This is a genomic window from Streptomyces sp. NPDC050636 (genome assembly GCF_040654775.1).
Classification (GTDB): Bacteria; Actinomycetota; Actinomycetes; order Streptomycetales; family Streptomycetaceae; genus Streptomyces.
The window spans coordinates 14,735-40,566 of record NZ_JBFAIP010000060.1 but is presented as its reverse complement, the minus strand read 5'-3'; the positions used below and the strand labels follow the sequence as shown (position 1 = coordinate 40,566).

The following is a 25,832-nucleotide window of genomic DNA, read 5'->3' as shown; positions in this document are numbered from 1 at the left end:
GCCCCGCGGTGCAGTCGCGGGGCCGGCCCGTCGCACGTCCGCGGCTCAGGCCGCTCGCGGGGTGCGGCGCGGATGGCTGCGGATCAGCTCGGCGTAGTGCCGGCCGCTGTCCTTGAGCGTGCGGCGCTGGGTCGCGTAGTCGACATGGAACAGGCCGAAGCGCTTGTCGTAGCCGTAGGCCCACTCGAAGTTGTCCATCAGCGACCAGGCGAAATAGCCCGCGAGGGGCGCCCCCTTACGGGCCGCGCGGGCGCACGCCGTTACATGCTCATGCAGATATGCGGTCCGCTCGGGGTCTTCGACCGTGCCCTCGGGGCGTACGACATCGGGGTAGGCGGAGCCGTTCTCGGTGACATAGATCTTGCGCGGCGCGTACTCGCGGGTGAGCCGCAGCAGCAGTGTCTCGATGCCCCCGGCGTCGATCTCCCAGTCCATGCCGGTCCTGGGGACGTGCAGCCGGCGCACCTGGCGGGCGAACGGCGGCGGGCCGGACGGCTCGCCGGTGACGACGGCCGGGAAGTAGTAGTTCAGCCCCAGCCAGTCCAGCGGCTGGGCGATGGTCTCCAGGTCACCGGCCCGTTCCGGCAGGTCCACCCCGTACACCTCGCGCATGTCCGCCGGAAAGCCGCGGCCGTGGACGGGGTCGAGCCACCAGCGATTGGTGTGCCCGTCCATCCGCCGCGCCGCCGCGGCATCGGCCTCCGAGCCGGTGGCGGGCTCGACGGTGCTGAGGTTGTTGACGATGCCCACCTCGGCCTCCGGCGCCGCGGCCCGTATCGCCTGCGTGGCCAGGCCGTGCCCGAGCAGCAGATGGTACGAGGCGCGCACCGCCGCCGTGAGATCCGTGACGCCCGGCGCCATCCGGCCTTCGAGATGGCCGATCCAGGCGGAGCACAGCGGCTCGTTGAGCGTGGCCCAGTGGCGGACGCGGTCACCGAGCTTCTCCGCGACGGCCGAGGCGTACGCCGCGAGATGCTCGGCGGTCTCCCGCTCGGGCCAGCCGCCGCGGTCCTGCAGCGCCTGCGGAAGATCCCAGTGGTAGAGGGTGGCGGACGGGGTGATGCCCGCTTCGAGGAGGCCGTCCACGAGCCGGTCGTAGAAGGCCAGGCCCTTGGCGTTGACCGGGCCGACGCCGTTCGGGACGATCCGCGGCCAGGCGATCGAGAACCGGTAGGCACCGACGCCCAGTTGCCGCATCAGCCCGATGTCCCCGCGCCACCGGTGATAGTGATCGCAGGCCGTATCGCCGGTGTCGCCGCTGTCGGTCTTCCCCGGGGTGTGCGAGTACGTGTCCCAGATGGAGCGGCCGCGGCCGTCCTCGGCGACGGCTCCCTCGATCTGGTACGCCGACGTGGCCACGCCCCAGGCGAAGTCGTCCGGCAGGGCGGCGAAGTCGATCCGGGCGAAGTCGGTCCGGGCGGAGTCGGTCCGGTCGGTCACGGAGGTCCTTTCGGCATGGGTCATTTGACGGCCCCGGCGGTGAGCCCGGCGACCAGATAGCGCTGCAGGAGCAGGAACCCCGCGACCACCGGGACGCTGACGACCAGGGAGGCGGCCATGACCTGGTTCCAGTAGACGTCGGTCTGCGTGGCATAGCCCTGCAGGCCGACCGAGAGGGTGCGGGTGGTGTCGTTGGTCATGACGGAGGCGAACAGCACCTCGCCCCAGGCGGTCATGAACGCGTACACGGCGACCGCGATGATCCCTGGCAGCGCGGCCGGTACCACGACCCGGAAGAGCGCGCCGAGCGGACCGCAGCCGTCCACGTAGGCGGCCTCGTCCAGCTCGCGCGGCACCGATGCGAAGTACCCGGTCAGCATCCAGATGGAGAACGGGAGGGAGAAGGTCAGATAGGTCAGGATGAGGCCGCCGCGCGAGCCGTAGAGGGCGATACCGGTGGTGTTCCCGATGTTGACGAAGATCAGGAACAGCGGCAGCAGAAAGAGGATGCCCGGGAACATCTGGGTGGACAGGACCGTGACGGTGAAGACCCGCTTGCCGCGGAAGCGGTAGCGGCTGACGGCATACGCGGCGAACACCGCGATGACCACCGAGCAGACCGTCGCCGAGCCCGCCACGATCAGCGAGTTGGTGAAGTACCGGGCCAGCGGGACGGTCTTCCAGATGTCGAGGTACGGACGGATCGTCACCTCGCTGGGCAGCCAGCGGAAGGCACCCGACACGTCCTCCAGGGGCTTCAGCGAGCTGCTGAGCATGACGTACACGGGCAGCAGGACGAAGCCGATCAGCGCGGTGAGGAAGATCCGGCGGGTCCAGATGAAGGACCGGGGCGGCGCCATGGGGGAGCGCCGGCGGGCAGCGCAGGCGCGTACGGACGGGCTAGCCATCGGTGTGCTTCCTTCCTCGCGACGTGGCCAGGAGATAGCCGGCCGTCACCACGAGCAGGAAGAGCAGCAGCAGGACGGACATGGCCGAGCCGGTGCCGAAGTTCCAGGTGACGAACGAGGACTGGTAGATGTGGATGGAGATCAGGTCGGCGGCCTCCGGAGCGGCCTTGCCGAACAGCACATACGGAGTGTTGAAGTCGTTGAACGTCCACAGGAACAGCACCAGCACCAGGACCTGGTTGATGGGCCGCAGCGACGGCAGGGTGATCCTGCGGATCTGCTGGCGGACGCCCGCGCCGTCGAGGGCCGCGGCCTCGTAGAGGTCCTTGGGGATGTTCTGGAGCGCGGCCATCACGATGAGGAACGCGAACGGCCAGGTCTTCCAGACGGCGACGACGACCAGCGCGACGAAGCTGTTGCCGCCCAGCAGCCAGAACGGCCGCTCGTCGGTGAGTTGCAACTGGTCGTGCAGGACATGATTGACCAGGCCGTTGTCCCTTTGGAACAGGAACGCCCAAGTGATCACCGCGGCGTAGACCGGTAGCGCGTACGGGGTGAGGAAGACGGCCCGCAGCAGGCCGCGGCCCCTGAAGTTCTCCTGAAGGAAGATCGCGGCCGCGGTGCCGAGGAGCCAGCACAGCCCGACGGTCAGCACGGTGAACGCACAGGTGACCAGGAACGAGTGCAGCAGCGCGGCACCGGCCGGCGCGTCCAGATCCACGGTGATCCGGTAGTTGCCCAGTCCCTTTCCCGGGGCCGCGCCCCAGTTGCCGATGTAGAACCGGGTCAGCTCCTTGAAGCTCATGACGATGCCGATGGCCATCGGCACGAGGTGGACCAGCAGCTCCAGCAGCAGCGCGGGCAGCAGAAGCAGATACGGCAGCCCGCTACGACGCAGGCGGGCAAGGCGCGGCTTCACTGCGCCATCTGCTGTTCTGCCTTGGCCAGCCGCGCTTTGACCGATTCCGTGGTCACGGGTTCGCCGGCCGCCGCATCGGCGAACAGATCCTTGATCGCGGTGCCGACGGACGTCTCGAACTGCGCCTCGTCGGCGATCTGGGGGAGTGGCGCGGCACTCTTGGTGAGGGTTTCGCGCAGCACCTTCGTCTCCTGGCTGTTGAACGCCGGGTCCTTCTGGGCGGCCTTGACGGGCGGAATGGCGCCATACGTCTTGTTGAGCAGCCGCTGTTCGGCGTCGCTCGTCATGAACTTCACGAACTTCCGTGCGCCGTTCAGATTGTGGGTGTTCTTGAAGACGGCGATATTGATGCCGGCGAGCATGGAGTTGGTCTGCCTGCCGGTGCCCGGTGTGCCGGACGCGACGGGCACCGGGACGACGCCCCACTCCGCCGGCTTCATCCCGTCGGCCGCGAAGGTGGTGGCCGCGGCCTGCCACAGCACCATCGCGGTCCTGCCCTTGGCGAAGTCCCTGAGCGACTGGTTCTGTCCGTACTCGGCGTTGCCCGGGGCGATGATCTTGTCCTTGGCCATGAAGTCGACATACTGCTTGACCGCCGCGACCGCGCCGTCCGAGGTGAACGTGGGTTTGCCGGCGCTGTCGAAGAAGTCGGCGCCATGCTGCTTGCCGAGAACGAAGGCCTGATGGATGTTGGTGGCGAGCTGTCCGCCCTCGGCTCCCAGAGCCCACTTTCCGTCCTTGGACAGCTTCTTGCCGTCTGCCACCAACTCGTCCCAGGTGGACGGGGGTCGACTGATCCCGGCGTCCTTGAACATCTGCTTGTTGTAGTAGAGCGCGTAGGTCAGCGAGTACAGCGGCACCGCGGCCGGGTCCTTGCCTGCCGCGCCTGTGGCGCCCAGTGCCGGTGCCACGAACCGGTCACGCCCGCCGATGCTGTCGAAGTTCCGTTTGTCCCAGGGGAGCAGCGCACCGGTGGCCTGGAGCGAGGCGGACCAGGTGTTGCCGATGTTGAGCACGTCGGGACCCTGGCCCGACGTGGTGGCGGCCAGGATCCGGTTCAGCAGATCCGGCCATGGGATCACCTCCAGCTTCACCTTGATCCCGGTCCGCCGCTCGAACTTCTTCAGTTCAGGCCCCAGGATCTTCTTGTCCGCCTCGACGTTCGGCCCCTGGTTGGACGCCCAATACGTCAGCGTTTTGGGGGAGTCGTTGTTGCCACCGCCGCCGAAGGTCGTACCACCGCCGCATCCGGAGGCCGCGGTGGCGAGCGCGGTGACGGTGGCGGTGACGGTCGCGGCTCGGAGTATGCGCATGACGGATACGCCTCTCTCTGAGGAGTCCGGAGGTCGGCCATGTTCAGTTCCTGAACGGCTTCATGGCTTAACTTAGGGTGTGAGTTAAAGCCCGAGAGAAGGTCACGTCAAGAGATCCGACGCCTGCGGGTTGCGGGCCGGGAGGGGACCAGATGGCCGAGCGCGCCCAACGAACCGTGCGTGACCTGCGACGTGCCAACCGCACCGCGGTTCTGCAAAAGTTGTATTCCGACGGCCCCATGAGCCGGCAGGCGCTTGTCCCCGAAACGGGACTCAGTTCAGGATCCGTCAGCAACGTCGTCGCCGAACTCACCGAAGAAGGGCTGCTGGAGGAGGCCGGCATGGTCGAATCCGACGGCGGACGACCACGCACCCTGCTGCGGGTGGCCCCGTCGAGTGGCTTCCTGATCGGCGTGGACGTCGGCGAAACCCGGGTCAGGGTCGAGTTGTTCGACATCACTCTCGTAGAACTCGCCCGCGCTGAACGTCTGTTGACGCACCATCAGACACACCGCCACGGCTACGACGTGGACCTGATTGTCGATCACATAGCCGACGGGATAGCCGCGGTGCTGAAGGGCGGCGATGTCGCCCCCGACCGGCTGCTCGGTATCGGCGTCGGAGTCCCCGGAATCCTCGACCGGGGCGGCCCCGACGGCGCCGTGGTACACGGCCAGACCATCGGCTGGCACGCCGTCCCCCTGGAAGCCCTGCTGCGCCAGGCGGTCCAACTCCCCGCCGGCGTGCGCTTCTTCCTCAACAACGGTGCCAAGGCGCTAGGCCAGGCCGAAATGTGGTTCGGCGGCGGCCGGGGCGCGAAAGACGCGGTGATCGTGCTGCTGGGCTCCGGAGTCGGCGCCTGCATCGTCACCGACGGCGTCATCCACGGTGGCGAACGCGACAGCGCCGGCGAAGGGGGGCATCTGACGGTCAGCGTCCGCGGCCGGCGCTGCCGCTGTGGCGCCCGCGGCTGCCTGGAGGCGTACACCGGAGCCGAGGCGCTGCTGGAGCGCTGGCAGGAAGCCGGCGGCCGACCGCCCGAGGGCGCCGACGAGGAGACGGCGGTGGCGGCGCTGGTGGCCGCCGCCTATCCGCAGGAGGCCGCCGTCCCGCCCGACCCCACGGCCCGCTCCGTCCTGGAGGAGACCGCGGAGTACCTCGGCGCGGGCATCTCCGACCTGATCAACCTCTTCAGCCCCGAACGCGTCCTCATCGGCGGCTGGGCCGGCCTCCAGCTCGGACCGCACCTCCTGCCCGCCGTCCGCGCCCATGCCACCGCATACGCCCTGGCGCACCCGGCCGGACGCGTCACCATCGACATGGGGACGCTCGGGCCGGATGCGGTCACGGTGGGCGCCGCGACCCTGCCGCTCGCGGACTTCTTCGCGAACGGGGGGAGGCGGGGGCAGGGGCCCGTGAGGTGAGTGGGGTTACCGGATCCCGGGTTACTGGATGTTGAGCCGGTGCGCATGGGTGGGGTCGGTGGGGCAGACGAAGATCCGTAGCGCACCCCAGCGACCGTGGGTCAACCCCGTCGGCCCGGCGGCGCCGACCTGGTCCGCCACCACGTCTTCGACCGGCCGCCAGCTCTTGCTGCCACCGTCCCACTCGCGGCTGTCGAGCGTGAGCAGTACGTCCATGGGAGCACCGCACCGACAGTCGACGGCCACCGGGTCGGTGAGATGCCAGGACGCCCAGCCGCCGGCCTTGCAACCGGGAGCGATCGACAGGTCGTACTGGTACGAGTACCCGGTCTCGCTCTCCCACAGATCATCGAGAGCGTGCAGGCGGTCGCGGAGCGCGTCGAGGGGCGCGTCCGGGGGCGAGTGGGGGAGCAGATCCGCGTACTGGTACTCGGTCACCTGCTCGGGATGCAGTACGCACGGCGCGGGGAGGTAGGAGTCGTTCGCGTCATGGGGATCCGGAGGCGCTGTGCCGCGGTGGTTGGGCGCGGGCGTGACGTCGGCCGCCCGGCGCCACACGAGGTGTACGGCCGGGCCCCAGTAGCGGGTCTGGCCGGGCAGGTCCTGGTGATCGGTGGGGCACCACAGGACCTGAAGGAGGTCGGTCCCCGACGGGAAGGCCACCGTGGGGATGTCGCGGGCGTGCAGCTGGGCGATGGCGACCAGCGGGTTGGGCTCGGGATGGGCCTCGGGCTCGTACCAATGCGCGGTGTAGTCGACCAGGTTGACGCTCTTGCCACGGAGGGCAGGGTCGTCGAGCAGCGCCAGCTGCTCCCGGGTGGGCCTCGACCCGAGACCTGACCGCCGCCGTTCCTCCCGCTCGGCCTGGGCCTGCTTCAGCCCGGCTGTGAGTGTGGGCGGCACCGGCTCGCCACGACGCACCATGCGCGGAGCGGAACAGACCGGCCACGGCTCGTCGGCAGGCCAGAGCAGGGGACCGCCGATCGAACTGTCGGCGGTCGTCGGTGCTCCCGGCCTCGGGTGCAGCCGGGTCGTCTCCCTGGCGTGGGCGGCCAGTTCGGGCAGCGCCGCGGTGACGTCGATGGGGCGGGGTGGGGTACGCATCACCGGCGATTCTCACGCATCATCGGCCGCGTACACCCGTCGCCCCCCGACGAACGTCTGCAGGACGCGCGTCTCCGCGATCTCCGCACTGTGTCCGTCGAAGGGGTCGCGGTCCAGGACGACCAGGTCGGCGAGTTTTCCACACTGGATGCTGCCGGTGTCGTCGAGGTGGTTGGCGTACGCGCTGCCCGCCGTGTACGCGGCGAGCGCAGAGCCGAGGTCGATGCGCTGCTCGGGCAGGAAGACCGGCGCCGAGGGCGGTGCGTCCGGCGTCCGGCGGTTGACCGCGACGTGCAGGGCGGCCATCGGGTCGGGCGAGCTGACCGGCCAGTCGCTGCCCGCCGCCAGGGTCGCACCGGAGCGCAGCAGATCGCCGAACGGATATTGCCGGGCGGCTCGTTGAGGCCCCAGGAAAGGGATGGTCAGCTCGTCCATCTGCGGCTCGTGGGCCGCCCAGAGTGCCTGGATGTTCGCTGTTGCCCCGAGCCTGCGGAAACGCGGCACGTCATCGGGGTGTACGACCTGGAGATGGGCGAGGTGAGGCCGGGTGTCCCGCCGGCCGTTGACCCGCCGGGCCGCCTCGACCGCGTCCAGGGCCTCGCGCACGGCCCGGTCGCCCAATGCGTGGAAATGCACCTGGAACCCTTCGGCGTCCAGCCGGCTGACGTACGTCCGCAGCTCCTCGGGCTCGATGAACGAGATACCGCTGTTGTCGGACACGCAGCCGCACGCGGTGAGGTACGGGCCGAGCATGGCCGCCGTGTGGTTCTCGGCGATCCCGTCCTGCATGATCTTCACGCTGGTCGCCCGCAGCCGACCACCCGTCAACTCCGCTCGCTTTTCCAGGAGTTCAGCAATCTGCTCCACGCCACGGGACCGGTCCCACCACAGTGCCCCCGTCACCCGGGCGGTCAGCGTTCCGTCGCGCTCGGCCGCCAGATAGGCGGGAGTCGGATCGGCCATTCCACAAGCCCGGCCGAGTATCGCGTCCTGCCAGGCGGTCACCCCGTACGAATGCAGCAGGCGCTGGGCCCTGAGCAGGCCCGCGGTGCGTTCGTCGAGGGTCGGTTCCGGAATGAGGTCGGCCACGGGTCCCATGGCCCCCTCCTGGAGCATGCCGGACGGCGCGCCCGCGGCGTCGCGCTCGATGCGCCCGTCGGCAGGGTCGGGCGTACGGGAGGTGAGGCCGGCCAGTTCCAGGGCGCGGGAGTTGGCCCAGCCGCCGTGGTGGTCGCGGTTGACCAGGAAGACCGGGCGGTCGGGGACGATGGCGTCCAGGAACTCCCGAGTCGGCCGGCCGCCGGGGAACGCCTCCAGGGACCAGCCGCCACCGGTGATCCACGGCACGTTCGGATGCGCCGCGGCATACGCTTGGATCAGTTCCCGATATGCGTCGGCCGTGACCGCCGAACTCAGATCGCACCGGCCCAACTCCAGCCCGCCGCCGACCGGATGGACATGGGCATCCTGGAAGCCGGGGATGAGCAGCCTGCCCTGCAGATCGACGATCTCCGTACCAGGGCCGATGAGGTCATGGATCTCCCCCTCGTGCCCGACGGCGACGATACGGTCCCCGCGCACCGCCACCGCGCTCGCCCGGCTGCGCGCGGGGTCGACGGTGTGCACGGGGCCGGAGAGGAAGACGAGATCTGCGGTGTCCGGGGTGGGGTTGGGAGCCGGGGTGGTGGTGAGGTCCGTCGATTCCGTGGCCATGTTCGCCGATGGAACAGGTCGTGACACTTTGTGTCAACGTTGTTTACGTAGCGTGCTGATTAACTCGCCAGGGCCCGGGCCTGGGTGAACGAATGCCGAGCGGAGCGGGGCCGATGTGGCGGAGAGCGAGCGAGTCCCGGTCCGCACTGGAGGTGGAGGCGGCGGAGTGGGAGGGGCGCCGGCCATCACGGCCGCCTTCGCGGGCCCCCGCCTCGCGGCCGCGATCGGCGCGCTGGCGTCGCCGCCCAGGTGTTCATCGGCATCGCGCGTGGCGTCCTGAGTGCCGAGAACCGTCGCGGTCCGGCGCCTGCCCGGCTGACGCTCAGGCCGCCCTCTGGCCCCAAGCGCCAGAGAGGACGGGAAGCGTCACCATTGGCGCGCCGCATGACGGCCGTATCGAATGTCGGACTCTCGCCACCATGGCATGAATGAGATCCATCACCCTTTCCATTGTTGACAAAACGGAAAATTAGGAATAAAAGCACCCGTCAACGACACGACTTTGGGTGCCTATGCCGATTATGTCGCTCGCCTTTCCTGGTCTGACGCTTCCTCAATGCCGTCCCCCTTGGTAGACACGTCCGAATCATCCGCACGTGGCATGGGAAGCGCACCATGATCGACCGCAATACCTCGGACCACCAGATATTCGAGTTCGACCTCACCGAGCACGAAGCCCGGCGGCGGACCGAAGTACTCGCTGCGCTGGGGGACACCTGGGACCCCATTGCGGTGATGGCGGCCGAGACGGAGGCTCACCGGCTGCTTTACTCCGGCCTGGACGCGGAGCAGCAGGCCACCTACGACATGCTGGTCGCTGCTGATGTCCTGCCGGCCGCTGGCCGGGAACGATCATGATTCCGCTCGACCCCACCGCCGATATCGGCCGTCGGGCGTGGGTGCCCTGCCCGGGGTGTCATGACCACACGGACTGCACGAGCTGCGTCGATGGCCGCACCTGCAGGGACCACTGGCGCTATCTGCTGTCGAACAAGGGCAGCGTGCTGCATCTGCAGTGCCCCAACTGCACCCACCTGTGGGCCTGGGAGTCGGGTTTCGGAGCGGGCGGCCGCGCGACGTCCTGAGGCGATTTCGCCCCGGAAGCGGTCGCGTTGCGTCATCAGGTATCCGCCCTCCGTAGACCCTCCATGGACCCCCTCCATGGACCCCCTCCATGGACCCCCTCCGTAGACCCCTTCCGTAGACCCCCTCCTTGTCCTCCTGAGGCGCGGCAGGCGGGCCTGGGAGACGATGGATATGCGCCCAGGTACGGCGGCGCGCGGCGGCGGAGGACGGAGCGGCGCTCCAGGCCCCTGCAGAGCCTTGTCGGGAGGCCACCATGGAGGATTACCCGGAAAGCTACGAGCTGGTATTTCAAGCGTCCGTCGTGGAAGACGACGTGGTGGTCGTCCGGCGCACCGAAAGGGCGGGGGCGGGCGGGTACCCGATCTACGAGGACGAATCGGGAATCGTACGCGCGGAGATCAGCGACCGAGGCGAAGTGCGCATGCTGGCCAGTGGGGGCCATCAAGTGCTTCGGGCACCGCTGGCGGCGCGGCCACTGACCCCTTGACCAGGGGGCGAGCCACCGCGCCTGCCTTGCGCATGGAACGAGCCGATGGGCGATCCTGACAGGCGACGCTCATGGAAGATGCGTGGGGATGACGCTCAGGGGCGACGGTCTGCTCAAGGGGCCGCGTTCACGCGCGGCAGGGTCGTGGTGTGGACCGGGGCCGTGGCGGTCAGCGTTCCGGCGGTGTGGTTGCTGATCTGACACCGCAGGTCACGCACGGTGTACCGGCGGGCGGATGCTGGCAGGCCGACGTCGGTGCCCGTAGTGGTGATGTGCCGCGGCCGGTCGGTCTCGTTGCGTGAGGCCCCCGTGACGTCTACGCGCCGCCCACCCACCCTGGACCCATCCGCAGGCGAGTAGAGAGGGGATAGCTGATAGGGGATAGGGGTGCGTCGACATGTCAACCGGCGTGACGGGAAAGCGTGTTGATCACCCGTCGATGAAGTACAGGTACTCCATACAGCTGGTGTAGGACTCACAGCTGGTGTAGGACTCGGCGTGACGCACGCGGAAGGCGGAGGGCTGAAGTTGCCCCAAGGGCCAGGGGTCCGCCTCGCCCAGCGCCAGGGCGACAAAATCGGCCCACTCGATCTCGCTGGGATCCTCCTCCAGGTCGATGCCGATGTCCTCCAGCTCCTGAGCGGTGACGCCGAGGGCGGAGACGATTTCTCCGGACGGCAACCCGTCCGGCAGGCCGGGCGGGAGTCGGCTGGAGGTGTTGCACTCCGAGACCGTCGATGTGACGCGCATCACTCTCTGGGTGCCTCGGGTCGGGCATGCGCGATCATGACCAGAATGGACACTCGTTTCCTTGGCATCGCCGATCTGGTCGAAGCCCCGTCCGTGGCGGTCGTAGTCGACGTCATGCGTGCTTTCACCGTGGCTGCCTGGGCCTTTGCCCAGGGGGCGGAAAAGATCGTTCTTGCTGAGTCGCTGGACGAAGCCCTGGCGCTCAAGTCCCGCCACCCGGATTGGGTGGCGCTCAAAGACGGTCCGCCCGCGCCCGGGTTCGACACCGTCAACTCCCCGGGCCTGCTGCGGTCTATTGACCTTGGCGGACGGACCGTTGTGCAGAAAACCACGGCAGGGACGGTCGGCGCCCTTGCGGTCAAGGAAGCGCCGCTGGTGCTGTGCGCCAGCTTCGTGGTGGCGGAGGCAACGGCTCAGCTCTTGCGGACGCGCGAGAGTGACAGTGTCACGTTCGTGGTCACTGGCGAGGATGGGCAGGCCGATGAAGATCTGGCGTGTGCTCAATACATCGCTCGGAGGGCCACCGAGGCGGGGACGGATGCTGCTGAGTTCCTCCGCCGTGCTGCCGAGTCGCGCGCCGCCGCCGAACTGGCGGAGGGGGTGCGCCAAGGAGTCCATCCTGATGACGTTGCACTCTGTCTTGAGGTCGACCGATTCCCCTTTGCCATGGTGGCGACCTTGGAAGACTCGCTCATGGTCCTGCGTCCACGCGCGATGGCTTCGCTGACTGACGAGGACCCGGTCTGATCGCTGGTGAGGTCTACTTTCAGCATGCGGGAGCGAGCACCCTGTCGGGTATGCGGTATCAACTGCATGTCCCGATGGCGGTGGTTCGGGGCGGCGGCAGGCGGCTGACCCGAGTTGTTGTTGCGGCGACGGCGACGGCGGCGGCTTCGCGGAGCCGGATGATCTCCTCGTGCGGCAATGGCTCACGAGATCCGTCACAAACCCCGTTTCCACGGCAGCGTTTTCGGATCACCTGCCCTGGCCACGGGAGCGCAGAGCTGGGGCGAATCCGACTGAGCGACAACATCGCGTGAGAAATCAGTCTCCGCCCCGGCCAACTGGGACACCATCCGGCGGCGGTGGTCCAACGAGATCGAACAGGACCAACGATCTGGGGTCGTTGTTCATCTGGGACCTGGATACGGAGCCTGGGGCAACTGTGGGCGACTGCTAATCTCGACTTGCGCGATTCACGCAACTGGACCGCCGTGCGAGCGAGCAGACGGGCGGTGGCAGGCAGAGGCGGGCAGTGAAATGAGCAATGGGGAACGTTCGGCCACCCGGAGACGTCGGGAGTGCCTGGTGGCGTTGCTCGGTGATGACGACGTCAGCGTGCACGATCTGGCAGCCGAGTTCGACGTATCACTGTCCACCATCCGCCGTGACCTGGCCGCGCTGGCCGATGCCGGCCGGATCACCCGTACGTACGGCGGTGCCGTCGACCACCGTGTGGTGGAGCGGTCCTGGCACGACAAGGAGCGTGTCCAGCGCACCGAGAAGGATGCCATCGCCCGCGCCGCGGCGGGGCTGGTCCGCAGCGGCGATGTCGTGCTGCTCGACGCGGGTACCACCGTCGCCAGGCTGGCGCATGAGCTCAGGGACCGCACCGATGTCACCGTCGTCACCAACGGGCTTTCCACACTGGTGGAGTTGGCGGATGCCGAGGTGGATGTCGTGGTGCTGGGCGGCCGGTTGCGGCGCCCCAATGAGTCACTCCTCGGCACCCGGACGGAACAGGCGCTGCGTCGCCTCACCCCGGACATCGCCTTCCTCGGCGTCGACGGCCTCGATCCCGGCCGGGGCATCAACTGCCCGGACTACGAACAGGCCGCTCTGAAGGAGACGATGGCCGAGTGTGCCCGTGACTGCTGGGTGCTCGCCGACCATTCCAAGCTCGCCGGTGGAGGGGGCTTTCCCTATTGGGCGGCCATGCCGGCCGGAACGGGGCTGATATCCGGGGCCGACGGCGAGCAGTTGGCCGTGTTCGCCGAAGCGGCTTGGTCGGTGCGGTCGGTGCGGTCGGTGCACGCGACGTAGCCGGTGCCTCGCCGCCCGTTTTCGGCCTGGAGCACGGCCGTGCAAACCCTTGACAGCCCGTCGGACGGATCGTCACTCTGAATTGCGTGAATCGCGCATCATGGATTGCGTGGTTCGGTCACTTCGGTTCAGGTCGGGTTCGGGGTTCAGGGCTCAGGGTTGAGGGCGAGGTCAGGTTCTCGGAACTGGCACCGGAGGCGACGGGAGGGGACCTCTTGGCACAGGTGCTCGTCATCGGCGATGACCTCACCGGAAGCAACGCGACCGGAGCGCTCTACACGAGGCTCGGTCTACGGGCCGTCACAGTCGGGGACCTTGCCCAAGTGCGGCGCTACACGCACCGGGTGGACGTACTCGTCGTCAACACCTCCTCCCGGCACTGGCCCCCCGCCCGCGCCTACGCGGCTGTCCGTGCAGCCGCGGAAACGGCGGGCGACGTGCCCCTTGTGGTGAAGCGGGTCGACACCACACTGCGGGGCAATCCGGGAACCGAACTCGATGCGGTCGTCGATGTGCTCACCGCACGCGCCCCCTCGGGCCGTATCCGGGTGCTCGCCGTCCCGGCCTTCCCCGACGCGGGCCGCACCACCATCGGCGGACTGCACCTCGTCGACGGTGTGCCGCTCACTCGTACCGCCGTCGCACGCGACCCGTTCGACCCCGTCCGGCATTCACGGGTCACGGAGGTGCTGAGGGCGCAGAGCGGACGGAGTGCGGCGGAGCTGACGCTGGATGTGGTGGAGCGTGGACCGGACGCGGTCGCGGCGGCGTTGCGCGAGAGCCGGGCCGAAATCGTGGTCTGCGACGCCACCGACAACGCACACCTGAGGACCGTCGCGGTGGCCGCCGCCCGCCTGGCCGACGAGGACGGGGTCCGCTGGGTCGCGGTGGACTCCGGCCCCTTCGGCGCGGCCCTCGCCGCCGAGCTCGGCCTTCGTCCCGAGGGCGGTCCGCCCGCTCGCATCCTGGCGGTCGTCGGCAGCGTCACGGACCGTACGCGTGACCAACTCGCCCGTACGGAGGCCGCTCTCGGTGCCCGCTGGGCAGACCTCGACCCCGCCGACCCGGACCCCGATCGGATACTGGGAGCGCTGCGGGCGGCGGCGGAGGAGGGGGCCACGGTCCTCGGCGTCCGGGTGGCGCCCGAGCCGTGGTGTGCCGCCCCTGGAGCGGCCGCCGTGTCCGATCCCGATAGCGCCGCGCGCATCCTGCGCTGCCTCGCCGAGGTCGCCCGCCGCGCGGTGGCCGGGCTTGGGCCCGGCGGGCTGTACGCGTCGGGCGGCGACGTCGCCGCCGCCGTCACGTCCGCACTCGGCGCGGACGGCTTCGCCATCGAGACCGAGGTGCTGCCGCTGGCTGTCGCGGGGCACCTGGTGGGAGGGCCGTACGAAGGGCTGCCCTTCGCCACAAAGGGCGGCCTGATCGGCGGGCCGGACGCCACCCGCGACTGCCTGGAACACCTGCGCGCGGCCTGCACGCGCAACATGCTGAGCGCGTATCCGTCGGGCGCGTATCCGTCGGGCGCGGAGCGGTCCGGTGCGGGTGAGTGGTGTGTGGAGCAGCGGTCCGGTGCGGGCGAGTTGCGTGCGGAGCAGCAGCCCGATCCGGGCGAGTTGCGTGCGGAGCAGCCCTGTGCAGCCCAGTCCCGTACGGAGGATCACCCCGGCACGGATCAACTCGGCGTCCCTGATGCGGGCCAACTCAACGTTCCCGGTACGAACCTGGCGAATCCGAACCTGAACCTGAATCCGAATCCGAGCCGGAGCCAGGTGCCCGAACCAGCGCCCGAACCAGACGCCGACCCCCAGCACCCGCCCCCAGCACCCGCCCCGCAACACCCCGAGAGGTAACTCCATGACACCGACGACTCCCACAGCCGCCACACCCCCCACAAGCCCCCATGAACTCCCCACCCTCGCCGTGACCCTGGGCGACCCCGTCGGGATCGGCCCCGAGATCACCGCCCGTACGCTCGCCGACCCGGCCATCGCCGCGCTCGGCCGCGGCCTCGCCGTCGGCGACGCCGCGGTACTGCGCCGCGCCGTCGACATCTGCGGCCTGGACGTCCGGGTGAACGCGGTCGCCTCACCCGCCGAGGCCCGCCACGAGCCCGGCACCATCGACGTACTCGACCTCGGCATCGCCCCCGCCGACCTGCAGTGGGGCAAGGTCAACGCGGTGGCCGGCCGGTCCGCCGTGGCCGCCATCGAGGCCGCGACCCGCGCCGCGCTGGCTGGCGAGGTCGACGGGGTCGTCACCTCGCCCATCAACAAGGAGGCCATCTGGACAGCCGGTTCGCGGCACCTCGGCCACACCGAGATGCTTGGTGAACTCACCGGTGCCGCGCACTTCGACACCATGTTCGTCGTCCGCGGTCTCAAGATCTTCTTCACCACCCGCCATCTGTCGCTCCGCAAAGCACTCGACCAGATCACCGAGGAACGGGTCGCGGCGAGCATCCGTCATGCGGTCACCGCACTACGCGTCTTCGGGCACGACGAACCCCGCCTCGCCGTGGCCGCGATCAACCCGCACGGCGGCGAGGGCGGGCACTTCGGGGACGAGGAGATCACCGTGCTGCGCCCGGCCGTCGAGAAGGCGGCCGCGCAGGGGCTCGGCGTCGTCGGACCGATCCCCGCCGACTCCGTCTTCCACCAGGGCCTCGAAGGCCGCTTCGACGGAGTGCTCTCCCACTTCCACGACCAGGGCCATATCCCCGCCAAGACGGTCGACTTCGACGGCACTGTGTCCGTCACCGTCGGTCTGCCGATTCTGCGCACCTCCGTCGATCACGGCACCGCGTTCGACATCGCGGGAACCGGCCGCGCCTCGCACGGCACCATGGCCGCGGCCTTCCGCGCCGCCGCCCATTTCAGCCGCTTCACGGACCGGATCCGGACCGCCTACGGGACGGCGGCCGCATGACGACGGACGCGATGCCCCAGGCAGTTCCGGCCAAGCGCTGGATGTACGTCATTCCCGTCGCCGCGATCATGTACATGCTGGCATACCTCGATCGCAACAACGTCTCCGTAATCCTCCCCTACATGCACGGCGACTTGGCCCTCTCCAACGCCGACAAGGGAATGGTCGGCGGCATCTTCTTCGTCGGCTACGTCTTCCTGCAGATCCCGGCGGCGGTCCTCGCCCAGCGCTGGAGTGCCCGCAAGACCGTTGTCCTCCTCATGATCGCGTGGGGACTGGCCGCGATGCTGTCCGGACTCGTGCAGAGCAAGACGCAGTTCTACATTGCGCGCCTTGTGTTGGGCTTCTTCGAGGGCGGTGTGTGGCCGGCCGTGCTGATCCTGCTCGCCTCATGGTTCCCGCTGCGCGAGCGGGCCCGCGCCAACGCGCTGTGGATGACCTGCCTGCCGCTCTCCTCGATCCTCATGGCGCCACTGTCCGGCTGGATGCTCGACCACGCGAGCTGGCGCTGGGTACTGGTGCTCCAGGGCATTCCGCCACTCCTGTGGGCGGTGGTCTGGTGGTTCGCGGTCGCCGACCGCCCCGGGCAGGCCCGATGGATCTCCCGCGCCGAGGCCGACCATCTGGAACGGTCGATCGCCGGCGACGAGGCCGCCAAGCCGGCGGCGGGCGGCGGGTCGTACCTCGACGCGGTCAAGCAGCGGTCCGTACTCGTCCTCATCGGCGTCTACTTCTTCTGGATCACCGGCTTCTACGGGTTCAGCCTGTGGCTGCCCTCGGTGATCAAAGAGCTGACCCACAATGGATCGTCCACCGAGGTCGGACTGCTCACCGCGATCCCGTTCACCATCGCACTGGCCGCGATGATCGCCAACGCAGCCTGGTCCGACCGCACGGGAAAGCGGCGCCAGGCGGTGGCGGTGCCCCTCGTCGTGGGCATCGCGGCACTGCTGCTGGGACAGGCCGTGGACGGCGCCTTCCCCCGGATGGTGCTGCTGTGCGTGACGGCCGCGGCGGTCTACGCACCGTACGGCCCGTTCTGGGCGATCCCCGGCCAGCTGCTGCGCTTCGAGGTGGTGGCGGTGGCGATGGGCCTGATCAACGCCCTGGGAAACCTCGGCGGTTTCGCCGGTCCGTACCTCGTCGGCTGGCTGACCGACACGACCGGTTCGAGCGTGACGGGCTTCGCCGTCCTCGCCGCCTTCCTTGCGGTGGCCGTAGCGCTGGTGACGATCGGACTACGGCCGAGGGAGCGGGGCACGCGGCGTACGGCTGCGGTGGCGGAGCGGGTGTGAGGGGGCCGGGCCACGGCCACCTACCTCGGTGGGCAGGGGTGCCGTAGAAAAGGTGATGTCGACGCTGATCGTGACGATGAAGTCCGACCTCCTGGAGGCCAGATGACCACCCGGATCCATCCCCCTGCGATTCCGTCCGGCCACGGCAAGGTCCCGCAGAACCTGTTACGTGTCAGCGACCTCGATCCGGCGCGCCTCACCCAACTCCTGGAGCTGGCGGCGCAGATGAAGCACGAACCACTCGGGTGGCAGCACAGCCTCAACGGAGCCGTCCTCGGCTGCGTCTTCGAAAAGCCCTCGACCCGTACGCGCGTCTCGCTCGCCACGGCGGCCCACCGCCTCGGCATGGCGGCCATCACGCTCAACAAGGACGAGATGCAGCTGGGCCACGGCGAGACCTGGGCCGACACCGGGCGGGTGCTCTCCTCCTACCTGGACGCCATCACGCTGCGCACCTTCGAGCACACAGTGGTCGAGGAACTGGCCGCCGCCGCGTCGGTGCCCGTCATCAACGCTCTCTCCAACACCCACCACCCCTGCCAGTCCCTTGCCGATCTGCTCACTCTGTCCCAGCACTTCGGCAGCCTGGCCGGGCTCACCGTGGCCTTCATCGGAGAGGGCCGGAGCAACACCTGCCTCTCCTTCCTGGAAGCCTGTGCGCTCGTCGGCATGCACCTGATCGTCGCCTCCCCACGTGGCCACACCGTCGACGAAGACGCCCTCGCCGTGGCCCGGAAGACGATGGAACGCACCGGCGGATCCGTCACCGTGTCCGCCGACCCAGTGGACGCGGTCCGTACGGCTCAGGTGGTCTACGCCGAGGTGTGGGTGCCCATGGACAGGCCGCACGAACGGGCTGAGCGGGCAGAGCACTTCGCCCGCTACCGGGTGGACCGCGGACTGCTCGCTCATGCCCAGCCCGACACGATGGTCCTGCACTGCCTGCCGGCGGTACGCGGAGAAGAGATCACCTCAGAAGTGCTCGACGGCCCGAACTCGCTCGTTTGGACCCAGGCCGAGAACCGGCTGCCCACCGCTCAAGCCGTGCTGTACACCCTCATCACGGGAAACCAGATCTGAGCGAAACCGAAGCACCTGGGAAGAGTCTGGGCGACTATTCGAGCGACTATTTTTGGGCGACTGTTTGGGCGACTGATTGCGCGACTCGTCACTCACCCCGACGCGGCCGGCAGTTACCGCAACCGAAATCGGATTTTCCGCTCGCGTCGAAGCGCGCATCATTAACCTGTGACCCCCATGCCGATCTCTATGCCGATCCCCATGCAGCGTGCCGTCGAACTTGTTGATCAGGTGCTGGTGCGAGAGTGGGCTGAACCTCAGGACACCGAAGACGACGGACTCGCCATGGTCATCTGGCGGGTGGAGCGGCATGCGCTGGGCTGGCTTGTGTTCTGCCAGTCCAGGAAATGGGTCGCCAGCCGGGACGACCGGGATATGTACATCGGCGTGGGGCCCTACCTCGTGGATGGCGAGGACGGCAGCGTACACATGATCCCCGTTACCACCTTCATCAGGGACGAATGGCCAGATGTCTATCGCCACCGGGTCAAGGGGCTTCCTCTGCCAGGCGCACCCGTTCCGCTTCCGGAAGTGGTGTCGGAAGTCCTGATGGCGAGCGGCAGGGTTTCAGCTATGCAGCAACTTCGAAAGCTTTTCCCACTCTTGAGCCTGCGTCAGGCCCGTATATACGTCGCTGCCGTGGAACGCGGCGAGGCACCGTCGGCGGAGCTGGTCAGGCTGACCACAGCACCGGTCGAGCGCCGTTTCGACCTGCCAATCGTCACCGTCTCCGGCCCCGTCTCCGGCCCCGTCTCCGGCCCCGGCCTCGGCCCCGGCCCCGGACCCGGCAACCACGATTCAGGTAGTAGCCGGCCGCCGCGGCCGGGGCGGTGGCGCGCCGACAGCATGGCGCTGTCCGGCCCGGTCGGGGCGCTGTCCGGAAGACGTTCCGCGCTGAACCGAGTTTCTGATCAGCCGTTTCTAGGCGACGAATTGGACTGGGCAGCGGGCAGCGGGCATCGGACTGTGTTCGGTGTAGCCGTCCAACCGCCGACTGACGACGAGGAGTCCTTGTCCCGCTGAAAAGGCGTTCGGGCGCTACCGCACAGCAACCAACACCTGGCTGTTCCCGAACTGCCAAACCGGCCCGACGTGCGCGAACCCCGCCTCCTGCAGCAGGGCGACGTGTTCGGAGAGCGTCAGATCGTTTTCCTTGCTGCTCGGGAGCCGGCGGCTGCGGCGTTCGGCGAGGAGGTCGGCCAGTTCCTGGTCGGCGGCGGCTGCCGACCACCAGGAGTCCCAGTCCTCGTGCGCGAACGCCCGCTGTCGCTCGGCCCGACGACGTCCGACGACAGCGGCGATCTCGGAGATCATCGCGGCGTCCTGGCACAGGTGGTCGCCATTGACCAGGACGCCTCCGGGGCGCAGCAGGGCGGCGAGCTGTCGGTAGACCCGGCGCAGCGTGTGCTCGCAGAGATAGTGCAGCGCCGTGGTCGAGACGGCCGCGTCCAGAGGGCGGTGCAGGGCGAGGGCCCTGAGCCAGTCGGGCTCGCCGATCACCGTTTCGACGTAGTGGATGGCGGAGCCGTAGTGGGTCCGGCCCAGTTCCAGGAGGAGTGGGTCGGCGTCGACGGCCAGGATCTCCGCCTCCGGCAGACGGTCGGCGAGCAGGGCCGCCAGCGCCCCGGGGCCGCAGCCGACGTCGACGACCAGGGGCCGCGGGTGACCAGCCGTCATATGCTCGACCACATCCGCGATCACCGTGCATCTCTCCTGGCGGTCGATCGCATACCGCTGCTGCTGACATTCCCAGCGCTCCACCCATCGCGCGGCCGTCGCCATGCTCAAGCCCATCCGGTCGTGCCGCCTTCGCCCTCTTGTCCGTCCACACCTATCTGCTATTGGAAATCATTGCAGATTGGAGAGCGTGGCGAGCAACGCGTCTATCTCCTCAGGGGTGTTGTGGACGTGCAGGCTGACCCTGACAGACCCTTCCGTGTCGGATGTACCGGCCTGGCAGTGGCTGTCGCTCCGTACCATGAAGCCGTCACTGAACAGGATGAAGCCGAGGTCGCCCGAGCTGATCTCGTGATGCCGGAAGGTGACGATGCTCGTGCGCCGCTGTGTCGGGGACTCGGCGGCCAGGCTCAGTTGGCAGCCCAGGACGTCGTAGGCGGCCAGCCGTTGCAGACCGTCGGTGAGCCGGGACGTCAGGGCGGAGGTCCATCGTGCGATCCGGTCCGGGCCCGCCGTTTCCAGCCAGTCGAGAGCCGCCGCCAGGCCGGCGATGCCGACGGTGTTCGGTGTGCCGCTCCATCCGCCCGGCCGGAACCGCGGTCCGCGCGTCCCCCGGGCCCAGATCGCGCCGGTGCCCGGCAGCGCCAGCGCCTTGTGACCGGAGAAGACCACAAAATCCACGTCGAGGTCGGCGACGGACACCGGCATATGGCCGACGCTCTGGGCGGCGTCCAGGCAGATCGGCACCTCCGGACCGACCACCTGCCGTATGCGGTGCACGTTCATGTCGTTTCCGTAGACATGGTGCACATGAGTGGCCGCGACGAAGCGGGTGCGCGGGCCGACCAGCCCGGCGAGCGCCGCCGGGTCGTAGTCGCCGGACGTCTCCTGGTACGGCAGCTCCCGGACCCGGATGCCGACTCCTTGGCGGGCGAGCAGCTCACGCGCCTCCAGCCACGGGGAGAGATTCGCCTGGTGGTCCGCGTACGGGACCACGATCTCGTCGCCGTCGGTAAGGAAGGCGGTCAGCCAGTCGCGCGCGACGGTGCGCAGCCCGTCGGTGGTGCCGGCGGTGAAGTGTACGGACGAGCGGTCCGGGGCCGGGTCGCCCAGGAACTCCTTGACCCGCTCGCGGGTCCGCTCCACCAGCGCCGTTGTGGCGTTGGCCCAGGGATATGTGCCCCGGCCCGCGTTGGCGTTGGTGGTGGTGAGATAGCTCTGCATGGCATCCAGGACGGCCTGCGGCTTCTGTGTGGTGGCCGCGCTGTCCAGATAGGCCAGTTCCGGATGGTCGCCGATGATCGGGAACTGCGCACGCAGCGGGCGCTGCCACGATGCCAAGTCGTCCAGAGGACAGTCCATGTCCGTCACGTCACGCGCACCGGTCATGTCAGTCACGCACCAGAGGTGCGCCCGCGTCGCGCCAGGCGATGATGCCGCCGGCCAGGCTGCGCACATCGGGATGGCCCATACGGGTCAGCAGCGCGGCGTACTGGGCGGACTTCTCACCGACCGGACACGCCAGCAGCACCGGCTGCCGCTTGCTGAAGGGCAGGCCGGCGCGTATGAGCTCGTCGAACAGCTCGTCAACGATATTGACGGCTCCCTCGATGTGGAGCGCGGCGTACGCGAACGGGCCGCGCAGGTCGACCACCAGCGGCCGTTCCGCCGCGATCCACTTCTGCGCGTCGGCGGTGTCGATGACCGTGGCCGCTTGGAGCTCGGCTTCGGTGAGCGTGGCCACGGAATTCTTCACGGGAGGTCGGCCCAGCAGCTCCGGCCGACGTTGCCGGACATAGCTGAGATAGCTCTCCACCCGGTCGCAGACGATGAACACGGCGGTCCTGCGGGGCGCTGGTGGTGCGGTGCCGGGGCTGGTGTCGACTCCTTGGGGCGGTGCAGAGCCAGGTTGAACGTTCTGTTTGGTGTCCGGCACCGCGTCCGGCACCGCGTCCAGTTCCGTGTCCGCCACCGCGTTCAGTTCCGCGTCCAGTTCCGCGTCGACCGTGCGGAGTTGGCGTACGGCCCCGAAATACGCGGCTCCGCCGGTGGGCCCGGAGAGTATGCCGCAGCGGCGGACCAGCGTCAGCATTCCGTCGAGTGCATCCTCGGCGCTGACCGTTTCGATGGAGTCGTATGTGGCGGGGTCGAAGAGGCCCACTTGGTTGACCTCGTCGATATTGCGGATCCCCGGGATGAAGTCCGACTTCTCCCCGACCAGCCCGACGACCCGCACCGTCGGATCGTTCTCCCGCAGCACCCTGGCCACCCCGGTCGACGAGCCGGCGGTGCCCACGCAGGCGATGAACCAGTCCGGGGACCGGCCGTCCAGATCGGCCACTATCTCCGGGCCGGTGCCGGCTTCGTGCGCCTCGGTGTTGAGTGCGTTGAAGTACTGATCCGTATGGAGGTTGGCGCTGCCGGGCTCGGACAGCTTCTGGTGGAAGAGCGTCAGCGGATCCTCGGTGTTGGTCGGGTCGAGGCATTCGGTCTGGCCGGGCAACTCCTCGATCTCCGCGCCCAGCAGCAGGAGCAAGTCCTTGATTTCCGGAACCCGCATCCGATTCGTCACGCTCTTGAACGACAACCCGTGCATGCCCGCGATGACGACCAGCGCCTTGGCGGTGTTCCCGCTGGACAGCTCCACGACCGTCGCGCCGCGTTCCCTGGCGTCGGTCAGGCCGGGCCGCGCCATATTCCAGGCGGCCCGGTCCTTCACCGAGCCGAAGGGGTTGAGCATCTCCAGCTTCGCGTAGAGGTCGATATGGCGCAGGCCGTGCACGGCCGGGTCGATACGGACCAGTGGGGTGCCGCCGATGGCTTCGGTGATGCTGTCGTATCTCATATCTGCTGCCCCCCAGGACGTGTGATCGGCCAGTACTGCTCGTCGAGGCACCATCGCCAGGAGCCGCCGTCCCGGTGGACGGCGACCTTGCGCGCGACGGGCTGCTGCTGAGCATGAGTGGCGCTGAAGTCCATGCAGTAGCCCGCGGTGTTGGCGAAGGCGAGGAGGTCACCCGGCTGCGGCAGTCGTGGCAGGTAGACCGTTCTGCGTGTGATCAGGTCGGCCTCCAGGCATAGGTTGCCGGTCAGGTGTACGGCCACTGGGCTTGCCGGTGTGCCCGCGTCTTGGGTTCCTTGCGGGTTTGCGGCTCCTCCGCCTGCATCGCTTCGTTCGCCGCCTTCTCCACCTGCTCCCTCTTCTCCGCCTGCTCCCCTTTCTCCGCCTGCTTCTCGTCCTCTGCGTTCTCTGCGTTCTCCGCCGCCTTCCACGCCGGCGGCGGCACCCGGGCGGGGGAGGAGGACCGGGTCCATGAGGACGCCGTGTTCCTCCAAGCTGGCATCGCTCGCCTTCATCCCGAGGCGCACCAGGCAGTCACCGGTGGCCGTACGGCGTACCTCCAGCACTCGCGCCAGGGAGAGCCCGCACTGGTCGGCCAGCGACCGGCCGGGCTCGGTGTGCAGGTCGTAGAGGTTCTCCAGGAGCAGGGTGCCCAGTGGACGGCCCAAGGTCGGGGCGGGGAGCGACAGCAGCTCGTCGAGGTAGGCGGCGCCGGCTACCGGACGATGGGCCGGGTAGAGGCTCAGGGTGCCCCGGAGAGTACCGCCCTCGGCGCGGAGGCCGTAGCCGTGCCCGGACCAGGTCATGGGCGGGCGTTTGCCCAGGACCGAATTGGTCAGTTCAGTGGTATAGCGCTCCCACTGGGCGGCGTGGGCGAGGTAGTTGACGCCGAAGCCGCCGCCGACGTCGATGACGCGCGGCTGGAATCCCCGGTTCCGCAGCGCGTCCATGGCCAGCAGACAGCCTTCGAGCGCGATTGCCTTCTCGTCGAGGCTGGTGGTGTCGAGGTGGTAGGCAACGCCGATCGGCTGGACAGTTTCCTGGTGGCGCTCCACCACGTCCAACAGCCGGTCCAGCGACCTGACGGAGGTCCCGAAGTGGGTCTGCCGGGACAGCACTTTGGCACCGGGCGCCTCGAACTCCGACAGCCGCAGCAGGGCCCGGACACGGGCCAGGCTGTGCCGGCGTACGAGGGCGTCGAGTTCGTCCAGCTCCGTGGGGCCGTCCACACTGACGGTGACCCCGGAGCGGGCGGCCAGCCACCGGAACTCCGGGTTCTTGGGCCCGGTCGCCAGGATGCGGTCCGGGGTGAATCCGGCGCCCAGGGCGTGCTGCAGTTCGGCGAGCGATGCTACGTCGATGCCGGCGTCGGTCGCGGCGAGCCGCCGTACCAGGGCGCTGGAACGGTTCGCCTTGTGCGCGAAGAACACCTGGCCGGCCAGGTTGTGGCGACGGTAGGCGGCGCGGAACCGCTCGACGTTCTGCGCGATCTGCTCGGGCAGTACGACATTGAGGGGTGAACCGAGCGCGTCGACGAGCGTGTGAAGGAACGCGGCCGACTCCAGCAAGGATGCCAGCGGCGGTTCAAGGTGCGGTTCCAGGTATAGGGGGGCACCGTCCATCCCACGTGTTCCTCCCTGTGAAGTTGCGGACCACTGTCGGCGCGGGCCCCAATAACGTGTATCCAACATGAGGGGTGTTCATGCCCGGGAGGTTTGAGGGCGAACGTGCCCTGTCGGCGGTGCAGTTGGGATGGAGTCGCGCTGTAGTTGCGGTTGGGTGGTGCCGGCGGGGATGGCACCGGTGTGGACGGCGCTGGTCTGGACGGCGCTGGTGTGGACGGCACCGGCGTGGATGGCGCCGGCACTGGCGGCCGAGGCTGGTGGCCCTGGGGTGACCTGTTTCGCTACTGACGGGGTGGTCTCTTCACGACCGTAACGTCCTCGTCGGTACGCCCAGCGAACTCATCGACGACAGTGGCTGCATGGGCTGATGGGTTGGATGGGTTGGATGGGTCGGATGGGCTGCATGGGCCGAGTCGGCCACGTCGCCTGTCCATGTCGGGGCCACCATGTTGGTGCCAGCGCTCAACCGGCAGCAGCCCAAACCAGACGAAGCACCAGCGACAGCAAGGACATTCCAGTGAGTTCCTCCCTCGGACGCCTCACGTAACTGGTCCCACCGCGCCCTTCGGCCCCTCGGAAGAAGGACTGGGAGTCCGTGGAACAGGCACTTGGCGTAGAGCTGCCGTCGGACTACAAAGAGCTCATCCAGGCATACGGAGGGAGCAACTGGGACGACTACCTCAACCTCTTGGAGCCCGGCTGCCGCAATGAACACTATGACCTCATCGAGTGGTACGAACAGCAAGCCGAGGCACTCGAAGACCTCTGGGAATTCGAGAGGAAGCCAACTGAGCTGGCAGAGAATGGAACCCGGGTCATCCCCTGGGCAACCACCGACAATGGAGAGTGCCTGTACTGGCTCGTTCGCCCGGGAGAGAACTCAGATCAATGGACCGTCATGGTGAACGAAGCCCGTGGCGATCGCTGGAAACACTTTCCCATTACCTGTACGGAATTCCTGGTATCCGTCCTCACCGGTGAGCTGCACTCCGATATCCTCTCGTCCTTCTTCCCGCTCCCCGTCCACGAATTCCGCCAACTGGACTCGGCGTGAAAACCACCAGGTTGGATGGCCGGACAGTAGACACGTCGTGCAATGGGTTCGTTTCGCGTAGCAGATTGGCCGAGATGGCCGTTGCCCCTGCCGTGAGCGCCTGTCACCGTTCACGGCGGGGCTGGGGCTTTCCACCCCTGAAGCACA

Annotated in this window: 23 protein-coding genes; 12 read left to right on the top strand and 11 right to left on the bottom strand. The window is 68.5% G+C overall.

The window, feature by feature from the left end; translation table 11 throughout:
• Positions 1 to 45: 45 nt before the first annotated feature.
• Genes AB0I10_RS29735 through AB0I10_RS29720 form a run of 4 tightly spaced genes read right to left on the bottom strand, consistent with a single transcriptional unit; the run spans position 46 to position 4,580 of the window.
• Positions 46 to 1,464 carry a GH1 family beta-glucosidase gene (locus tag AB0I10_RS29735; protein ID WP_363155746.1) on the bottom strand — a complete coding sequence of 473 codons (1,419 nt, stop codon included), beginning with the start codon at positions 1,462 to 1,464 and terminating at the stop codon, positions 46 to 48.
• Positions 1,461 to 2,348, bottom strand: a complete 888-nt coding sequence (locus AB0I10_RS29730; RefSeq protein WP_363155745.1) for a carbohydrate ABC transporter permease — start codon at positions 2,346 to 2,348, stop codon at positions 1,461 to 1,463. Before AB0I10_RS29730 ends, AB0I10_RS29735 begins: the two co-directional genes overlap by 4 nt.
• Positions 2,341 to 3,267 carry a sugar ABC transporter permease gene (locus tag AB0I10_RS29725; protein ID WP_363155744.1) on the bottom strand — a complete coding sequence of 309 codons (927 nt, stop codon included), beginning with the start codon at positions 3,265 to 3,267 and terminating at the stop codon, positions 2,341 to 2,343. The genes AB0I10_RS29730 and AB0I10_RS29725 overlap by 8 nt, the downstream gene beginning before the upstream one ends.
• Positions 3,264 to 4,580 carry a sugar ABC transporter substrate-binding protein gene (locus AB0I10_RS29720; protein WP_363155743.1) on the bottom strand — a complete coding sequence of 439 codons (1,317 nt, stop codon included), beginning with the start codon at positions 4,578 to 4,580 and terminating at the stop codon, positions 3,264 to 3,266. The genes AB0I10_RS29725 and AB0I10_RS29720 overlap by 4 nt, the downstream gene beginning before the upstream one ends.
• Positions 4,581 to 4,732: 152 nt before the next feature.
• Here AB0I10_RS29720 and AB0I10_RS29715 point away from each other — a divergent pair, with 152 nt between their 5' ends.
• Positions 4,733 to 6,004 (top strand): ROK family protein, encoded by a 1,272-nt coding sequence (locus AB0I10_RS29715; RefSeq protein WP_363155742.1) that lies wholly within the window; start codon positions 4,733 to 4,735, stop codon positions 6,002 to 6,004.
• A gap of 21 nt (positions 6,005 to 6,025) precedes the next feature.
• Here the strand turns inward: AB0I10_RS29715 and AB0I10_RS29710 are convergent, their stop codons facing one another.
• Positions 6,026 to 7,108, bottom strand: a complete 1,083-nt coding sequence (locus tag AB0I10_RS29710; protein ID WP_363155741.1) for a hypothetical protein — start codon at positions 7,106 to 7,108, stop codon at positions 6,026 to 6,028.
• A gap of 12 nt (positions 7,109 to 7,120) precedes the next feature.
• Positions 7,121 to 8,821, bottom strand: a complete 1,701-nt coding sequence (locus tag AB0I10_RS29705; RefSeq protein ID WP_363155740.1) for an amidohydrolase — start codon at positions 8,819 to 8,821, stop codon at positions 7,121 to 7,123.
• Positions 8,822 to 9,436: 615 nt separating this feature from the next.
• Here AB0I10_RS29705 and AB0I10_RS29700 point away from each other — a divergent pair.
• The 3 genes from AB0I10_RS29700 (at position 9,437) to AB0I10_RS29690 (ending at position 10,394) form a co-directional block, all read left to right on the top strand.
• Positions 9,437 to 9,679 carry a DUF6400 family protein gene (locus tag AB0I10_RS29700; RefSeq protein ID WP_363155739.1) on the top strand — a complete coding sequence of 81 codons (243 nt, stop codon included), beginning with the start codon at positions 9,437 to 9,439 and terminating at the stop codon, positions 9,677 to 9,679.
• Positions 9,676 to 9,906, top strand: a complete 231-nt coding sequence (locus AB0I10_RS29695) for a hypothetical protein (RefSeq protein ID WP_363155738.1) — start codon at positions 9,676 to 9,678, stop codon at positions 9,904 to 9,906. Before AB0I10_RS29700 ends, AB0I10_RS29695 begins: the two co-directional genes overlap by 4 nt.
• Before the next feature lie 254 nt (positions 9,907 to 10,160).
• Positions 10,161 to 10,394 carry a DUF6296 family protein gene (locus tag AB0I10_RS29690; RefSeq protein WP_363155737.1) on the top strand — a complete coding sequence of 78 codons (234 nt, stop codon included), beginning with the start codon at positions 10,161 to 10,163 and terminating at the stop codon, positions 10,392 to 10,394.
• A 429-nt stretch (positions 10,395 to 10,823) separates the two neighbouring features.
• Here AB0I10_RS29690 and AB0I10_RS29685 read toward each other — a convergent pair whose 3' ends face one another.
• Positions 10,824 to 11,144, bottom strand: a complete 321-nt coding sequence (locus AB0I10_RS29685; RefSeq protein WP_363155736.1) for a DUF6333 family protein — start codon at positions 11,142 to 11,144, stop codon at positions 10,824 to 10,826.
• A gap of 45 nt (positions 11,145 to 11,189) precedes the next feature.
• Between AB0I10_RS29685 and AB0I10_RS29680 the strand changes: the two genes are divergently transcribed.
• The 7 genes from AB0I10_RS29680 to AB0I10_RS29650 all read left to right on the top strand — a co-directional run bounded on the left by AB0I10_RS29680 (position 11,190) and on the right by AB0I10_RS29650 (position 19,510).
• A complete protein-coding gene (locus AB0I10_RS29680) occupies positions 11,190 to 11,891 on the top strand; it encodes a 2-phosphosulfolactate phosphatase (RefSeq protein ID WP_363155735.1) in 702 nt (233 codons plus the stop codon).
• Positions 11,892 to 12,452: 561 nt separating this feature from the next.
• On the top strand, positions 12,453 to 13,187 hold the full coding sequence (locus AB0I10_RS29675) for a DeoR/GlpR family DNA-binding transcription regulator (RefSeq protein ID WP_363155734.1): 735 nt from the start codon (positions 12,453 to 12,455) through the stop codon (positions 13,185 to 13,187).
• 224 nt (positions 13,188 to 13,411) lie between these two features.
• Positions 13,412 to 15,037, top strand: a complete 1,626-nt coding sequence (locus AB0I10_RS29670; RefSeq protein ID WP_363155754.1) for a four-carbon acid sugar kinase family protein — start codon at positions 13,412 to 13,414, stop codon at positions 15,035 to 15,037.
• Between the two features lie 4 nt (positions 15,038 to 15,041).
• On the top strand, positions 15,042 to 16,112 hold the full coding sequence (gene pdxA, locus AB0I10_RS29665; protein WP_363155733.1) for a 4-hydroxythreonine-4-phosphate dehydrogenase PdxA: 1,071 nt from the start codon (positions 15,042 to 15,044) through the stop codon (positions 16,110 to 16,112).
• Complete coding sequence (locus tag AB0I10_RS29660) at positions 16,109 to 17,407, top strand: MFS transporter (protein ID WP_363155732.1); 1,299 nt, start codon at positions 16,109 to 16,111, stop codon at positions 17,405 to 17,407. Before pdxA ends, AB0I10_RS29660 begins: the two co-directional genes overlap by 4 nt.
• Positions 17,408 to 17,509: 102 nt before the next feature.
• Positions 17,510 to 18,487 (top strand): ornithine carbamoyltransferase, encoded by a 978-nt coding sequence (gene argF, locus AB0I10_RS29655; RefSeq protein ID WP_363155731.1) that lies wholly within the window; start codon positions 17,510 to 17,512, stop codon positions 18,485 to 18,487.
• 177 nt (positions 18,488 to 18,664) lie between these two features.
• Positions 18,665 to 19,510 carry a YrhB domain-containing protein gene (locus tag AB0I10_RS29650; RefSeq protein WP_363155753.1) on the top strand — a complete coding sequence of 282 codons (846 nt, stop codon included), beginning with the start codon at positions 18,665 to 18,667 and terminating at the stop codon, positions 19,508 to 19,510.
• Between the two features lie 15 nt (positions 19,511 to 19,525).
• Here AB0I10_RS29650 and AB0I10_RS29645 read toward each other — a convergent pair whose 3' ends face one another.
• Genes AB0I10_RS29645 through AB0I10_RS29630 form a run of 4 tightly spaced genes read right to left on the bottom strand, consistent with a single transcriptional unit; the run spans position 19,526 to position 24,628 of the window.
• The gene (locus tag AB0I10_RS29645; RefSeq protein WP_363155730.1) at positions 19,526 to 20,281 is read right to left on the bottom strand and encodes a methyltransferase domain-containing protein; all 756 of its coding nucleotides are present in this window, start codon (positions 20,279 to 20,281) and stop codon (positions 19,526 to 19,528) included.
• A gap of 54 nt (positions 20,282 to 20,335) precedes the next feature.
• Positions 20,336 to 21,553: an aminotransferase class V-fold PLP-dependent enzyme gene (locus AB0I10_RS29640; RefSeq protein ID WP_363155752.1), complete on the bottom strand. Its 1,218-nt coding sequence runs from the start codon at positions 21,551 to 21,553 to the stop codon at positions 20,336 to 20,338.
• Position 21,554: 1 nt separating this feature from the next.
• Complete coding sequence (locus AB0I10_RS29635) at positions 21,555 to 23,009, bottom strand: pyridoxal-phosphate dependent enzyme (RefSeq protein WP_363155729.1); 1,455 nt, start codon at positions 23,007 to 23,009, stop codon at positions 21,555 to 21,557.
• Entirely contained in the window at positions 23,006 to 24,628 is a 1,623-nt protein-coding gene (locus AB0I10_RS29630; protein ID WP_363155728.1) for a Y4yA family PLP-dependent enzyme, read from the bottom strand. The genes AB0I10_RS29635 and AB0I10_RS29630 overlap by 4 nt, the downstream gene beginning before the upstream one ends.
• Positions 24,629 to 25,178: 550 nt before the next feature.
• Here AB0I10_RS29630 and AB0I10_RS29625 point away from each other — a divergent pair.
• On the top strand, positions 25,179 to 25,685 hold the full coding sequence (locus AB0I10_RS29625) for an SMI1/KNR4 family protein (protein ID WP_363155751.1): 507 nt from the start codon (positions 25,179 to 25,181) through the stop codon (positions 25,683 to 25,685).
• Positions 25,686 to 25,832 lie beyond the last annotated feature (147 nt).

Bases quoted from the DNA above. Each gene is read 5' to 3' on its own strand.
- AB0I10_RS29680 (WP_363155735.1), top strand. From the start codon at position 11,190: ATGGACACTCGTTTCCTTGGCATCGCCGATCTGGTCGAAGCCCCGTCC.
- AB0I10_RS29645 (WP_363155730.1), bottom strand. From the start codon at position 20,281: ATGGGCTTGAGCATGGCGACGGCCGCGCGATGGGTGGAGCGCTGGGAA.
- AB0I10_RS29695 (WP_363155738.1), top strand. From the start codon at position 9,676: ATGATTCCGCTCGACCCCACCGCCGATATCGGCCGTCGGGCGTGGGTG.
- AB0I10_RS29705 (WP_363155740.1), bottom strand. From the start codon at position 8,821: ATGGCCACGGAATCGACGGACCTCACCACCACCCCGGCTCCCAACCCC.
- AB0I10_RS29715 (WP_363155742.1), top strand. From the start codon at position 4,733: ATGGCCGAGCGCGCCCAACGAACCGTGCGTGACCTGCGACGTGCCAAC.
- AB0I10_RS29685 (WP_363155736.1), bottom strand. From the start codon at position 11,144: ATGCGCGTCACATCGACGGTCTCGGAGTGCAACACCTCCAGCCGACTC.
- AB0I10_RS29635 (WP_363155729.1), bottom strand. From the start codon at position 23,009: ATGAGATACGACAGCATCACCGAAGCCATCGGCGGCACCCCACTGGTC.
- AB0I10_RS29720 (WP_363155743.1), bottom strand. From the start codon at position 4,580: ATGCGCATACTCCGAGCCGCGACCGTCACCGCCACCGTCACCGCGCTC.
- AB0I10_RS29650 (WP_363155753.1), top strand. From the start codon at position 18,665: ATGCCGATCTCTATGCCGATCCCCATGCAGCGTGCCGTCGAACTTGTT.
- AB0I10_RS29640 (WP_363155752.1), bottom strand. From the start codon at position 21,553: ATGACCGGTGCGCGTGACGTGACGGACATGGACTGTCCTCTGGACGAC.
- AB0I10_RS29710 (WP_363155741.1), bottom strand. From the start codon at position 7,108: ATGCGTACCCCACCCCGCCCCATCGACGTCACCGCGGCGCTGCCCGAA.
- AB0I10_RS29630 (WP_363155728.1), bottom strand. From the start codon at position 24,628: ATGGACGGTGCCCCCCTATACCTGGAACCGCACCTTGAACCGCCGCTG.
- AB0I10_RS29700 (WP_363155739.1), top strand. From the start codon at position 9,437: ATGATCGACCGCAATACCTCGGACCACCAGATATTCGAGTTCGACCTC.
- argF (WP_363155731.1), top strand. From the start codon at position 17,510: ATGACCACCCGGATCCATCCCCCTGCGATTCCGTCCGGCCACGGCAAG.
- pdxA (WP_363155733.1), top strand. From the start codon at position 15,042: ATGACACCGACGACTCCCACAGCCGCCACACCCCCCACAAGCCCCCAT.
- AB0I10_RS29690 (WP_363155737.1), top strand. From the start codon at position 10,161: ATGGAGGATTACCCGGAAAGCTACGAGCTGGTATTTCAAGCGTCCGTC.
- AB0I10_RS29735 (WP_363155746.1), bottom strand. From the start codon at position 1,464: ATGACCCATGCCGAAAGGACCTCCGTGACCGACCGGACCGACTCCGCC.
- AB0I10_RS29730 (WP_363155745.1), bottom strand. From the start codon at position 2,348: ATGGCTAGCCCGTCCGTACGCGCCTGCGCTGCCCGCCGGCGCTCCCCC.
- AB0I10_RS29660 (WP_363155732.1), top strand. From the start codon at position 16,109: ATGACGACGGACGCGATGCCCCAGGCAGTTCCGGCCAAGCGCTGGATG.